This window comes from Paenibacillus sp. CFBP 13594 (assembly GCF_014842675.1).
GTDB classification, from domain to species: domain Bacteria; phylum Bacillota; class Bacilli; order Paenibacillales; family Paenibacillaceae; genus Paenibacillus; species Paenibacillus amylolyticus_B.
Genome location: NZ_JACYVQ010000003.1, coordinates 1 through 13,394 on the forward strand (window position 1 = coordinate 1; position 13,394 = coordinate 13,394).

Genomic DNA, 13,394 nt, shown 5'->3' on the forward strand with positions numbered 1-13,394 from the left:
TAATCGGTCGAGGGCTTATCCAAATATGCAAGTGATAATTCGCATGTTTCGTTTCGAATCTAGTTTTCAGAGAACAACAACTCTGAAATGTAAGCACAGCTATGCGTTTGGTGGCGATGGCGGAGGGGTTCCACACGTACCCATCCCGAACACGACCGTTAAGCCCTCTAGCGCCGATGGTACTTGGACCGCAGGGTCCTGGGAGAGTAGGACGCCGCCAAGCAATAGGAAGACACACTTGAATGATTTCGAGTGTGTCTTTTTTTTATTTTAATGTAATTAATAGTCCCGATTTGACTTGTTATATACATAAAATACTGGCGTTCCAATCCTTAAAGCTGTGATACAATAGGTGAGGTCTATATAGAAAACGGAAACACGCATAAGTACGAGGAGGAAAAGTGAACACGATGAAATCAGCCCCGTTTATTGCCGTGGAAGGTCCGATTGGAGCGGGGAAAACAACGCTGGCAACGATGCTTTCCCATGAATTGAATCTTCCGTTAGTTAAAGAAATCGTAGAAGAGAATCCATTTCTGGCTTCCTTTTATCAGGATATCGACGAGTGGAGTTTCCAATTGGAAATGTTTTTTCTGTGTAATCGGTTTAAACAACTGGAAGACACGGGCGCTCATTATGTAGAGCAGAATACCCCAGTCATTTCAGACTATCATATCTATAAAAATATGATTTTTGCCGATCGTACCTTAAAGGGAACGAAACGGGATAAGTATCGTCAAATCTATCATCTGTTAACAGATGATCTGCCAAAGCCCAATCTGGTGCTCTATATTGAAGCTGAACTCGATACGTTGATGTACCGCATTAACAAGCGTGGACGCTCATTTGAGCAGGACATGGACCCGGCATATATGGAACAACTGATCGCCGATTACAAAACAGGCATGGACTATCTGGCAAATAGCTCAAATCCACCAGTAATCATTAAGGTCAATGCAGAGCAACTCGACTTTGTGGAACATCCTGAGCACTTCAGGCAGATTGTTAATCAGGTAAAGGAGTATATCATATGAATAACTATGGCATTCCATCGAATGCATTAATTACGGTAGCAGGTACGGTTGGGGTGGGCAAATCCACGTTAACGGCTGCACTTGCGCAGCGTTTGAATTTCAAGACCTCTTTGGAGCAAGTCGATCACAATCCTTATTTGGAGAAGTTCTATCATGACTTCGAGCGTTGGAGCTTCCATCTGCAGATTTATTTCCTGGCAGAGCGCTTCAAGGAACAGAAGAAGATTTTTGAACTAGGTGGGGGATTCGTTCAGGATCGTTCCATCTATGAAGATACGGGCATTTTTGCACAAATGCATGCAGATCAAGGAACCATGTCTGCTACAGATTTCGAGACATACAGCAGTTTGTTTGAAGCGATGGTAATGACACCGTATTTCCCACATCCAGATGTGCTGATTTATCTGGAAGGCAGTCTGCCTTCGATTTTAAACCGAATTACGGAACGTGGACGCGAGATGGAAATCCAAACGGATCGTTCATACTGGGAGCACATGCATGAGCGCTATTCCGTGTGGATTGATCAGTTTACGGCTTGCCCTGTGCTACGTCTGAACATTGATGAGTATGATGTGCATGATCCGGCATCGGTGGATGCCATTTTGGCACAGATTGCAGCTGTCATTCAGCCTTCCAAGGAAGTACAAAGGTAAGATAGATAGAGCTTTTCAATGTAGTTTTCTCGGTTACATTGGTTATATCTATGATACAGATATGGACAACATCCCTTCTACGGCAATTATGCTGTTGGAGGGGTGTTTTTTATGTGCCAAGGGAATGATTATGAGATGTTTGTGGATAAAACTAAAATGATATATTCGAGCGAATAAGGAAATAGATGCTTAATATATCTTTTCTATTATATAAATACATGGTCACCAAAAGTAGAAAAATGTTGAATAATAGGTCTTTTTGTGGTTTCATAGGAAAGGTGAATTCTGGAAAAGAAGCATATGCATGACTCAGGAGGGAAAGACAACGTGGAAGAGAAACAAGGAGTTAAAATCGGTATGCCGATCATTGGTGGTTTAATTGCAGCCATTCTGGGAGGCATCGTATGGGCAGCTATTGCTGCAATGACCGAGTATGAGGTGGGACTAATTGCGATTTTGATTGGAGCTCTCACGGGCTACGCAGTTGTGTTGTTCTCCAATAAACAAATTGCGACGGTACATAAGATTATTGCCGTACTGTTTGCGCTTGTTGGCATTTTGTTGGGGAAATATCTGACGGTCGTATATTTTACTTCCGAACTGTTTGGTGATGTAAGTGTGATGGAACTTGTGTTTGATAGCGAGATGATCAGTGCGTTTGTGGAAACCTTTCAGGAGTACTTCAGTCAACCGATTGATTTGTTATTCATCGTGCTTGCGATTGTGTCTGCATGGCAGATTCCTGGCCGGATGGCGAGAACCAGTCTAGCTACGGATGCATCTTCATCGGATCACGCACCAAGAGCTTAATGAGATAGACGGTGGACGCTGGTAGCAAAATGAAGAACGTTTGACAGAAGAAACTTAATATCATCTTCCTAAGCATCTGGTGAAACGGTTATATCGAAGGACTAGGAGCAGAAGAAAAATGTAGTAAAGAGCAATCTACGTTAATTCATAAAGTACTCAGAGTGAGCAGCAGTTAGGCATGTTCACATTGCGGCTGAGTTACTTGGATATACAAAAGGGACGATACGCCTTAGGGCGTACGTCCCTTTTGTATATCCACTGGGTAGTGAGTGGGATACGACTCATAACTTTTGCAACAACTCGGATCGATTTAAATTACTTACCACATAACCCTAGTATATATCCAACATGTTCATAAGGTTAATTACAAGAAAGATGTGGTCACCCCAGGAGGTAGGTTCAAATATCCCAAGGGTCATTTACTGCGAATAAAGCTGATGACGAGAATATTTTACCTTTTCAGGACAGGGGGTAACTTCCAGACTATCGTTTACAGTGCACATCTGACAGCAATGAGAGTTGAATAATACTGAATGTGATCGAAGACAGGGCTATATTATTTGTTTTGGTCAGCAAATACAGCCATAGCATCTCTCATAAATACTGCCAAACCATCGCCAAACTGATCAATATTACGCGTGAAGCGTTCATCGTCCACGTACATCTGACCAAGTCCTCTGAAGGCTTCAGGCGAGTAGTTTCCCATTTGGTTTAGCCAAGTGTACCACTCTTTGATGCCAGACTGTGCCTCGGCAGAAGCTGGTTCTGTGTGACGAAGTGAAGCCAGATGTTTGTAGATCTTGTTCATTTGATCTGATAGAGCCTTCTGATCTGTGGTTGATTTACTGTGCAGCTTCTGATTTGCGTGATCGACGGCATGGTCTCCCCAACGTTCCCGCGCTTCTTGTTCATACGGATTCTCGCTAAAGTCAAATCCTTCGAATTGTTCTTTGGCTGTCATTTTAATTTCTCCTTTCACGTGTAAAACCGTTCTATCAATGGTAGCAATCATCTGGTCCAAGCGTCGGCGCTTCTCCAGCAGTATAAGTCGATGCATATTAAGTGCTTCTTCTGGATTGAAGGAGGGGTTGTTTATAATGTTTTTGATCTCCTTCAGAGAGAAGTCGAGTTCCTTGAAAAACAAAATCTGCTGTAACCGTTCCAGGTCGGCATCTGAATATAATCGATACCCGGCAGAAGTCACTTCGTCGGGGGTTAATAGTCCGATCTCATCATAGTGATGCAGTGTGCGCACACTGATCGAGGCAAGTTCGGCAACTTCTTTTACCTTCATGGCCATGTGTGAAACCTCCTTACAACATCGATTGTACAGTGTCACGTTACGTGAGAGTCAACCGTTGAAAATGAAAAAACAAGATGCAAGCATGGAGGCTGCATCTTGATCATGGATTGGTGAATAGATGTGACTGAATTATTGTATCATCCAGTCACTGGAGGGGAGCGGATGCGCTTCTAAGTCGAAGACATAGACTGCCGCACCGCAGGGGGAGGCTCCTCTGTTATGGAGAGGAGAGCGAGCGGTTATGGGCCGCACCATGTATTCGGTGCAGCCCATGGGGCTGGCAGTGCAGGGATAGCAGGGCTACGCCTGCATCCCGCGCACTGCCGCAGCGAACTGTGCAGCCGCTGCGCGCACATCGGCCGCGCCCGCGATGGCGGAGATGACGGCTACGCCGTCGGCTCCAGCCGCCATCACGGCGGCCGTGGTATCGGGCGTAACGCCGCCGATACCTACAATCGGAACTGCGATGCCTGCGGCGCGCAGTTCCGCCACCCCTGCGGGGCCCAGCACAGCGTGGGCGTCCGCTTTGGAGCGCGTCGGGTACATGGGCCCGACGCCAAGGTAGTCGGCGCCCGCCTGCACGGCACGGCGCGCCTCATCCACAGAGTGGGCGGATACGCCAAGCATCCGCCCATCTCCAATACGGGCGCGTACCAGCGCCGCGTCCGCATCTTCCTGGCCGACATGCACGCCGTCGGCCTCCACCGCTACAGCCAGCTCCACATCATCGTTCACGATGAACGGGACTCCGTGCTGGCTGCACACCTCGCGAAGCCGCATCGCAAGCGTGATGCTAGCTTCGCCGACCAAGGCGCCAGTTCCCTTTTCACGGAACTGGAACAGCGTGATGCCGCCAGCAATGGCCTGGCGCAGCACTTCCACAGGGTCTTGCGTTGTATTGACGCTGCCCATCACCAAATACACCTTCATCGCGCGTTGTACCGCTTCTGCATCCCAAGGGCGCATCACTGCTCACCCCGCTGTCTGCGCTGATATGCAAAATGATTTGTCGGCCCATGTCCGGCCCCAATCCCCAGCTCATCTTCGATGGCTGCCTGAATGAATGCTCGCGCGGTCGTAACGGCAGCCAGAACAGGTGAACCCTTGGCTAACTCTGCGGTAATGGCCGCAGAGTACGTGCATCCTGTTCCGTGTGTATGACGTGTTACTACACGAACATTCTCCAGATAATGAAAAGACTGCCCATCGTAGAGCACATCAACGATCATGCCACTTCCTTCATCATGACCACCTTTGACCAAAGCATACGTTGAGCCCATCTCTACAATCCTTCTCGCGGCTTCTTCCCGCTGACTTAGATTCGTGATGGACATTCCGGTAAGCAGTTCGGCTTCCGGAATATTAGGTGTTGTGATCAAGGAATGGGGCAGCAGCTCCGTAACCAGCGCTTGGACAGCTTCCTGCTGGAGCAGGGGAGCGCCGCCTTTGGCGACCATCACAGGGTCGATGACCAGATTAGACCAACGGTAATGCTGCCATTTCTCAGCCACTAGACGAATAATTTCGGCACTATATAACATGCCGGTCTTCGTTGCGGTTGGTTGAAAGTCTTCACCCGTCGAGTCCAATTGCTGGGCAATGCCATCGTAAGGGATGGGAAAAACGCCCTGCACACCTGTGGTATTTTGGGCAGCAATAGCAGTGATAACAGTCATGCCGTATGCGCCAAGCTCCTGGAATGTTTTCAAATCAGCCTGAATTCCTGCACCTCCCCCGTTATCAGAACCTGCAATGGTTAGCGCTTGAGCAATGCTCATATTGCACCTCCACGGATCTGACGGATTTGTGCGCGTTCTGCCAAGAGGTCTGGTGTTACTTGTGCCAGTTGATTCAACAATTCAATCTGGAAGCTGCCCGGCCCCTGATGAGCTGTCCGCTCTGCCGCCAGTTCAGCCGCTACACCATAAAACGCGAGCGCTTCAACAACACTGCCTAGAAGATCGGCTCCGGATTCCGCTATGGCTGTAAAAGCACCAATCACCGAACTGAGCAGACAGCCAGCACCTGTGACCTGAGTGAGCAGGGCATGACCATTACTCGTAAGGAATGTGGATTGTCCATCAGTAATGATATCTTCTTTTCCGGTAATGACCACAACACAGCCAAGTTTATGAGCTGCCCGCTCCGCAATTCCAATCCGGTCACCTTCACCTGATCCTGCGTCCACACCTTTAATACTCCAGCTCTCACCGATGACATTGGCGACTTCCGCCACATTGCCGCGCAGCACCGTGAGGCGAAGCTCACGAACGAGCATCTGCACGGTTTCTGTACGATAGGTGGTCGCACCAGCTCCAACCGGATCAAGCACCACAGGCACGTGATACGCATTAGCCGATTGGCCTGCCAGACGGATCGCCTGAACGACTTTGTCATCGAGTGTACCGATGTTGAGTACCACGGCTCCTGACATCTTGGCGACATCAGCGACCTCTTCATGAGCATAGGCCATAAAAGGGGACGCACCTAGTGCAAGCAGACCATTGGCTGTGAAGGGAGCCACGACAAGGTTGGTGATATTTTGTACCAGCGGATTTTGCGTACGAACACGTTCCAGATAAGACATATAATTTCCTCCTTGTTATGAAGTAACCCCATCGGCGGAAGTCCGATATCTGGAGTCACTCAGCAGAATAATAGAATATGAGTCTCCTTGTTGAGTTGGGGCGCAGAGTCTAACAACAGCCAGATGCATTAATGCGAGAAAAGCAGAAACGTAAAATCCAAATTAATTTCATAACTCACTAAAAAGGGTTTTTTTGTAACAGGATATAGACAAATTGAATCATTCTGATCGATATCTAGCCTTGATTGAAATAGCTAAAAGGTAGATTCATATAAAATGTAAATTCGCAGATAGACAACCGTACAGCTACGAAACAGTACAAAACGAAACGATACAAAATACAGAAAGTGAACCCGGGTCTTTCTCCAAACTCAGGCAAGAGATAGTGTGATGGATGTTAGCGTCTAACCAGTGTCTTGAAGTCCAGGCTGGTCGATACCCAACTGATTGGGGCACGACTGGTCAGACGGTGTTTCTAAAGAACCCAGGACATCTTATTTGGCTGTCAAATCCTACTTTTGAAATCTAAGGAACGTCAGACACGTTATTTCCCAGAATCTCCTGACCAAAACGCTGCAAACAGCTATTTATTCTGATATAACATGTTTCAGGTTCTTTAGATTTCTGCAACCGCTACAAATCCCTGAATAGGACGCCTCAGATTCGTTAGCGCTCGCTGCATGCTCTACTCCAAGCACATTAAGGAGCTAGCTCCCGGAAGGTTTGAAGATATGCGCTAATGTTCATACCAAATTCATACCAACAAGCCACCAAAACGCATATCAAGCTGCTCTGATGCACATCAAATCACTTTGGCTTGTTAAAAATTCTGATTCTCAGATGCTTGCTTCAGGGCAATTCCATTTCGCAAAACTTCCTGCATCCGATCCTAACGTTTCTTGCTAACTTTGCTTTTGATGACATTGCTTTCATTCCCTTGCGTTCAGTCACTTTTCCTTTATTCACGTTGCTCTCCTTTATTTACTCTCCTTGCAGATTAATAAAAGCATCCTCGGCTTTCACCGATTCAGGAATCAGATCCTGTTCAACGAGCCAAGCACGTACATTCTCCCATGATTCCATTTCCTGCCGACCAAACGGTTGGCCTTCTTCATTCATAAGTGGCAGTAGAATAGTAAGGCTTTTGGTTTCGACATCCGGGTCAAGCGGAGACGTTTGATTCTCATGAGCGAGCAGAATATTCAAGGCTTCTTCTGGATGCTCAGTCACATATTTTTGTCCTTCCTGGACCGCTTTGACGAACCGGGTAAGCTGTTCTTTTTTTGCTTGAATGCCAGCTTCACTCGCAGTCAGGACCAGTTCATAATAATCAGGTACGCCATAATCGACGGGGTTAATTGATTTCATGGAGTGTCCTTCTTTCTCCAAAATCAATTGTTCATGGTTAATAAAACCACCCATAATCGCATCCGCCTGTCCGGAAGCCAGTGAAGGAATCAGATCGAATCCAACGTCGACCAGATTCATGTTATCTGGGTTGCCACCATCGTGGCTGATCATCGTACGAACCATCGCTTCATACAGCGGAATTGAAGAATACCCGACAGTTTTTCCGTCAAGATCTTTGGGTGAACTCACGTTGCCATTGGCTTCGGTCAATAGATGAACAAGCGGGTGCCGAACAACAGCAGCAATAGATCGTACAGGAATGGTCTCGCCACGCGCGAGCAAGATTTGGGGCTGGTAGCTTAAGGCCAGATCAATTTTACCGGCAGCAACAAGTTTGAGTGAATCATTGGTATCCGCAGGCATCTGAATTTCGACATCCAGACCTTGGTCTGCGAAGTACCCTTTTTCCTGAGCCACATAGATGAAGGAGTGTACTGCATTCGGGTACCAGTCGAGCATGATGGACAGTTTATCTTTGGCGTCTGATGCTGGTTCGGTTGCAGACTTGTCTGTTTGTTGTGCATTGGTTGCAGAGTCTGTTGTTGGCGTGTTACTGCTGGTATTCGTGGTGCTGCATCCACTGACTATCAGCAAAAGGCTAATGAGCATGATGGGAAGCAGGGAGTGTATGCCTTTATTATTCATAATGGAAGTTCCTCATTTCATTGTTTAAGGTTTGTAGGAGAAGAACAGCAGGATGTTAACGGACAACGTGATGATTGAAACATAACTGATGATATGTGAAAAAAGTGTTTGGAAATCATACTTCCTATCATTAAATCGGATTCACTCTCCAAGATTATCCGTTCTTTCTTTTGCCTCCATGACGGCGTGTGTTAAACCGTTTCTCCAGCCAGGCAATCAATATAAACAAAACGATCCCAAGCAGGGATAACAGCACAATAGCGGCAAACATCGCGTCCGTGTTCATGTTGCTGGACATACGGCGGCTGAAGTATCCGAGACCTTTGCTGCCACCGAGCCATTCGCCAATCGTTGCACCAACCACGCAGTACACCACAGACATCTTTAGCCCCGAGAAAAAAGAGGGAAGGGCAAGTGGAACCTGGAGTTTGCAAAAAATATCCCACTTGCTGGCGCCCATGGTGAGCAGCAGTTCACGCTGTTCTGGATCGCCTTGGCGAAGTCCATCGTAGGTGCTGACCACAATGGGGAAGAAGGCGATCAGGAACACCACGGCGACTTTGCTCCACAAGGTATAACCAAACCACAGGATGAATACAGGGGACAGGGCAATCAGTGGTATGGTTTGACTGATCACGATGAAGGGATACAAGGCCTTTTCAATCGATCGGTTCATATGCATTCCTGTCGCTAGCGTAATTCCAGTCACTATGGACAAGCCAAAACCAACAATAACCTCCATCAAGGTAGCAGGCAGATGTGTAGCCAGCAGGAGGTAGCGATGCTCATACAGGGAGCTGGCAATCGCCGTTGGGGCTGGAATGATGAAGGAGGGCACCCATCCCATACGCACAATCCACTCCCAGAAGACAAGCAACAAGAGCAGGAGCCAAAGAAACAGACCATAACGGGCAAGCCAACGCCTTACGCTATCCTTCATGCAGTCTCCCAAGTTACCTTCTCGCATGCAATTGTTCCTCCAGTCGTCGTCTCATCTGAACGAGCGCCGGTTCATAGATCATGTCCGAATGTCTTGGACGTGGCAAAGGTACCGTCAAATCCTGTAGCTGTTGGCCTTGGCGCCCCGGAGTTAACAGGATAATCCGATCACTGAGCAGCAGCGCCTCTTCAATGTCATGCGTAATGAACAACACGGTTTTGCCAAAGCCCTCCCACAGTTCCAACAACCAGCGATGCATCTCCCGTTTGGTTAAGGCATCGAGTGCGCCGAATGGTTCATCCAGCAGCATGAGTTGGCCACCTGTCAGCAAAGTACGAAGCAGCGCGACACGCTGGCGCATGCCACCCGATAGCTCGTCTGGGTAAGCATGCGCGTAGCCGGATAGGCCAAATCTGTCGAGCCCAGCCAGAATGTCCGCGCGAATTCTCCCCTTATCCTGCCGCTCTGGAGCAAGTTCAGCGGGGAGCATGCAATTCTCCATGACGGTTCGCCAGGATAACAGGAGGTCCTTTTGTGGCATATAGGCCACCTGCCCCAGTCGCTTTCCTTCAGGGACCCAAGGAATTTCTATGGTTCCATGGGTTGGCTCAAGCAGGCCTGCCAGCAGCTTGAAAAGGGTGCTTTTACCGGAGCCGCTGGAGCCGATAAGCGAGACGAATTCGCCGTTGGCTACACGCATCGACACATTGGAGAGCACGGGGGAATCCCTTTTTTCCGGGAAAGCGTAGCTCATGTTGTGAATGGTTATGTTATTATCCATCTCGTTTTGTCCCCCCTTGTTATTCCAAATTCAACTTCAAACTACGGGATCTTTAATTACACCTTCTGATCTGCCCGCAGAACGCGAAAAAGACCCACCCATTTCCGGAGAAATGAGTGGGTCTGTAAGTTCAATTCACATTAAATTTCATCATCAACATGAAAAAATCCGCTTACTGAAAGGCCGCTCCACTTCCCTCCGCTGGTATGATCCAGATCAGGTTCAAAGGGTCCGAATCATTCGATTCGTCTCAGCCGTAAGGCTCCCCTAGTGCAATGTTCAAGATATGCAGTTGTGTGTTCAGCATATATCACATGCAAGTGGAATGTAAAGGGGGCGCTCGGAAAGAATGTGAGTACTGATCTTGGCTTTCCGCGGATTCATAATACGCTTCGTTTATTTAATCAGATAGATACGGTACAATATCTATTAAATTTCTATATGCTGCTTTCGGGATGTATTAAATGGAAAGGGGAGTGTATATGAAAACGATTGGCCTTATTGGTGGAATGAGCTGGGAGTCATCGTTAGAGTATTATCGAATTATTAATGAAGAAGTGAAAAATAAATTGGGAGGATTGCATTCAGCCAAATGCATCTTATATAGCGTGGATTTTGAAGAAATCGAGCGTTATCAGGCTGAAGGTAATTGGGAAAGTGCTGGTGAATTATTAGGGAATGCTGCTCAGTCTCTGGAAAAGGCAGGAGCAGAAATGATTGTAATTTGTACAAATACGATGCATAAAGTGATTAAACATATTGAAGAAAAAGTGCGTTTACCCATTGTACATATTGCTGATTCAACAGCAAATCAAATTCATAAGTCCAAAATAAGTACGGTTGGTTTACTTGGCACTAAATATACGATGGAACAAGACTTTTATAAAAAACGAATTGAATTGAATGGTATTAAGGTTTTGATACCGAATGAAGAGGATAGAAAAGTTATCAATAAAATAATATATGAGGAATTATGTTTAGGGAAAATTGAGCCCTTATCAAGGGATTATTATAAAAAGGTGATCCAAAGGCTAGTTGATGATGGAGCTGAGGGGATCATATTAGGTTGCACCGAAATTGGATTATTAGTAAAAGTAGAGGATTCAGAAGTTCCATTATTTGATACAACACGTATTCATGCGATTGAATCTGTTCATTTGGCACTAGCCAAATCATTTTGACACAACCAGATAAACCAGTTCTCTGATTTACCTTGGCTCATGAACCCGATATAATAGGGATGGCCCGTATAGGCCGGATCACAAAATGCAGGTGGGATTGTTCTCCCTCCTAGGCAGAATGGGGACCCGAGTTGAAAACGTTCAAAAAAGTATATATTGAGATCACGAGTATCTGCAATCTGGCTTGCAGCTTCTGTCCACAGACGCAGCGTGCCAAAGGATTCATTGACCCTGAAGTCTTCAACAATATACTGGAACAAGTTAAACCACACACCAATCATATTTATCTACATGTCAAAGGTGAACCCTTGTTGCATCCCAAAATAGATCTGTTGCTCGATTCCGCACATGAGAAGGGACTCAAGGTGAACATTACAACGAATGGTACACTATTGCCCAAGACTCAGCATAAATTGCTTGGCAAACCGGCGCTGCGGCAGATGAATTTCTCCCTGCACAGCTTCGATGGGCATGAAGGTTCGACCGACCGTGACGGATACCTGAGCAACATTCTGTCTTTTGTTCACGAAGCGGTGAAGCACAATGTCATCATCTCATTCCGGTTGTGGAATCTGACGCAGGATAACTTCACAAATGCTCAGATGAATCGAAATCGGGAGACCCTTGAAGTATTGGAACGTGAGTTCAATCTGGACTTCCGAATTGAGGAAAAAGTAGTTCCAGGCAGCGGGGTCAAAATTGCCCCGAATGTATACCTGAATCAGGACCATGAGTTCCAGTGGCCGAGTCTGGATGCACCTGAAGATGACGGCAAAGGCTTCTGCCATGCATTGCGTGGTCAGGCAGCTGTGCTTGTAGATGGAACGGTGGTTCCATGCTGTCTTGATGGTGAGGGTGTCATTAACCTTGGTAATGTGCACGAGAAGTCATTCTCGGAGATTATTGAGGGTGAGCGAGCGAACAATCTGGTATATGGCTTCTCCAGGCGCGAAGCTGTGGAAGAGTTGTGTCGAAAGTGCGGTTATCGTCAGAGATTCGGAGCCTGATATCTTATATCAGCAAGCCGGAAGCCATTCAAGATCACACATTTGGAGACAAATGTAGTGGTCTTTCTTTGTTATCGGGGATTCAAGTGAGGGTGCATACGTTACAAATGAGCATACCAGAGGTTGATATGAGCATATTGCTTGAGAGACCTGGCATGCAAAAAACGAGGATATGACAGGGATTGTGCGATGTCATAATATATCTGATCTAATGATTATTCTAGTTACCTTCCTTATTTGGTAGGATTAGGTTGTGGGTCGGACAGAGGTGCACCTCTGACGATCTTCCAGGACAAGCTCAGGCTTGTACACTATCAAATAACGAGAGAATAAGGGAGGAATAAAGTTATGAAAAAAATGTTGACGTTGTTGCTGTCCGCTGGTTTGGTTGCTTCTATATTTGGTGCCGTTCCGGCTGCGGCTGCACCTACCGTTGTAAATTCAACCATTGTGGTTCCAAAGGGCACGACCTATGACGGCCAAGGTAAAACATTTGTAGCCAATCCTTCCACACTGGGCGACGGATCTCAAGCAGAAAATCAGAAGCCAGTCTTTCGTCTGGAGGCAGGGGCCACGCTCAAAAACGTAAACATTGGATCACCAGCTGCTGATGGTGTTCATTGTTATGGCAACTGTAATATATCGAATGTGGTCTGGCAGGACGTGGGCGAGGATGCACTGACATTGAAGTCTGCCGGAACGGTTAACATTACCGGTGGGGCAGCTTATAAGGCTTATGATAAAGTGTTCCAGATGAATGCAGCTGGAACAATTAACATCAAAAATTTCCGTGCAGATGATATTGGCAAACTGGTTCGCCAAAATGGTGGAACTTCCTTCGCAGTTAACATGACGCTGGATAACTCCAACATTTCTAATGTAAAAGATTCGATTATGCGTACAGACAGCAGCACATCACAAGGGAAAATTACGAATACCCGTTATTCCAAAGTACCAACGTTGTTCAAGGGGTTTGCTTCAGGGAAAACGAGCCAGTCAGGGAACACGCAATATTAAGAACAAGGATACCTTGGAATACGCAT

Annotated in this window: 13 protein-coding genes, 1 rRNA gene and 1 riboswitch; of the genes, 7 read left to right on the forward strand and 7 right to left on the reverse strand. The window is 46.7% G+C overall.

Features of this window, described 5'->3' with window-relative positions:
• Nucleotides 1-106: 106 nt before the first annotated feature.
• The 4 genes from rrf (at nucleotide 107) to IFU39_RS10985 (ending at nucleotide 2,497) form a co-directional block, all read left to right on the forward strand.
• Nucleotides 107-223: ribosomal RNA gene (gene rrf / locus IFU39_RS10970) — 5S ribosomal RNA — on the forward strand.
• A gap of 187 nt (nucleotides 224-410) precedes the next feature.
• Nucleotides 411-1,034, forward strand: a complete 624-nt coding sequence (locus tag IFU39_RS10975) for a deoxynucleoside kinase (RefSeq protein ID WP_017690540.1) — start codon at nucleotides 411-413, stop codon at nucleotides 1,032-1,034.
• Nucleotides 1,031-1,687, forward strand: a complete 657-nt coding sequence (locus IFU39_RS10980; RefSeq protein ID WP_192132572.1) for a deoxynucleoside kinase — start codon at nucleotides 1,031-1,033, stop codon at nucleotides 1,685-1,687. The genes IFU39_RS10975 and IFU39_RS10980 overlap by 4 nt, the downstream gene beginning before the upstream one ends.
• 327 nt (nucleotides 1,688-2,014) lie before the next feature.
• A complete protein-coding gene (locus tag IFU39_RS10985) occupies nucleotides 2,015-2,497 on the forward strand; it encodes a hypothetical protein (RefSeq protein WP_223199847.1) in 483 nt (160 codons plus the stop codon).
• A 556-nt stretch (nucleotides 2,498-3,053) separates the two neighbouring features.
• Here the strand turns inward: IFU39_RS10985 and IFU39_RS10990 are convergent.
• From IFU39_RS10990 to IFU39_RS11020, 7 genes are all read right to left on the reverse strand, one after another.
• Entirely contained in the window at nucleotides 3,054-3,797 is a 744-nt protein-coding gene (locus tag IFU39_RS10990) for a MerR family transcriptional regulator (protein WP_192132574.1), read from the reverse strand.
• Between the two features lie 303 nt (nucleotides 3,798-4,100).
• A complete protein-coding gene (gene thiE, locus IFU39_RS10995) occupies nucleotides 4,101-4,766 on the reverse strand; it encodes a thiamine phosphate synthase (RefSeq protein WP_192132576.1) in 666 nt (221 codons plus the stop codon).
• Nucleotides 4,766-5,578: a bifunctional hydroxymethylpyrimidine kinase/phosphomethylpyrimidine kinase gene (gene thiD / locus IFU39_RS11000; protein ID WP_192132578.1), complete on the reverse strand. Its 813-nt coding sequence runs from the start codon at nucleotides 5,576-5,578 to the stop codon at nucleotides 4,766-4,768. The genes thiE and thiD overlap by 1 nt, the downstream gene beginning before the upstream one ends.
• Nucleotides 5,575-6,387, reverse strand: a complete 813-nt coding sequence (gene thiM, locus IFU39_RS11005; RefSeq protein WP_192132580.1) for a hydroxyethylthiazole kinase — start codon at nucleotides 6,385-6,387, stop codon at nucleotides 5,575-5,577. Before thiM ends, thiD begins: the two co-directional genes overlap by 4 nt.
• Nucleotides 6,388-7,368: 981 nt before the next feature.
• Nucleotides 7,369-8,442, reverse strand: coding sequence for an ABC transporter substrate-binding protein (locus IFU39_RS11010; RefSeq protein WP_192132582.1), 1,074 nt, complete (start codon nucleotides 8,440-8,442; stop codon nucleotides 7,369-7,371).
• A 154-nt stretch (nucleotides 8,443-8,596) separates the two neighbouring features.
• Complete coding sequence (locus IFU39_RS11015) at nucleotides 8,597-9,409, reverse strand: ABC transporter permease (protein ID WP_411735834.1); 813 nt, start codon at nucleotides 9,407-9,409, stop codon at nucleotides 8,597-8,599.
• On the reverse strand, nucleotides 9,396-10,163 hold the full coding sequence (locus IFU39_RS11020; protein ID WP_192132584.1) for an ABC transporter ATP-binding protein: 768 nt from the start codon (nucleotides 10,161-10,163) through the stop codon (nucleotides 9,396-9,398). The genes IFU39_RS11015 and IFU39_RS11020 overlap by 14 nt, the downstream gene beginning before the upstream one ends.
• Nucleotides 10,164-10,339: 176 nt before the next feature.
• Nucleotides 10,340-10,442: riboswitch (TPP riboswitch) on the reverse strand.
• Nucleotides 10,443-10,645: 203 nt separating this feature from the next.
• Between IFU39_RS11020 and IFU39_RS11025 the strand changes: the two genes are divergently transcribed.
• The 3 genes from IFU39_RS11025 to IFU39_RS11035 all read left to right on the forward strand — a co-directional run bounded on the left by IFU39_RS11025 (nucleotide 10,646) and on the right by IFU39_RS11035 (nucleotide 13,368).
• The gene (locus tag IFU39_RS11025) at nucleotides 10,646-11,344 is read left to right on the forward strand and encodes an aspartate/glutamate racemase family protein (protein WP_192132586.1); all 699 of its coding nucleotides are present in this window, start codon (nucleotides 10,646-10,648) and stop codon (nucleotides 11,342-11,344) included.
• Between the two features lie 131 nt (nucleotides 11,345-11,475).
• Nucleotides 11,476-12,351 (forward strand): radical SAM/SPASM domain-containing protein, encoded by an 876-nt coding sequence (locus tag IFU39_RS11030; protein ID WP_105601077.1) that lies wholly within the window; start codon nucleotides 11,476-11,478, stop codon nucleotides 12,349-12,351.
• Between the two features lie 348 nt (nucleotides 12,352-12,699).
• Nucleotides 12,700-13,368: a pectate lyase gene (locus tag IFU39_RS11035; protein ID WP_036606151.1), complete on the forward strand. Its 669-nt coding sequence runs from the start codon at nucleotides 12,700-12,702 to the stop codon at nucleotides 13,366-13,368.
• Nucleotides 13,369-13,394 lie beyond the last annotated feature (26 nt).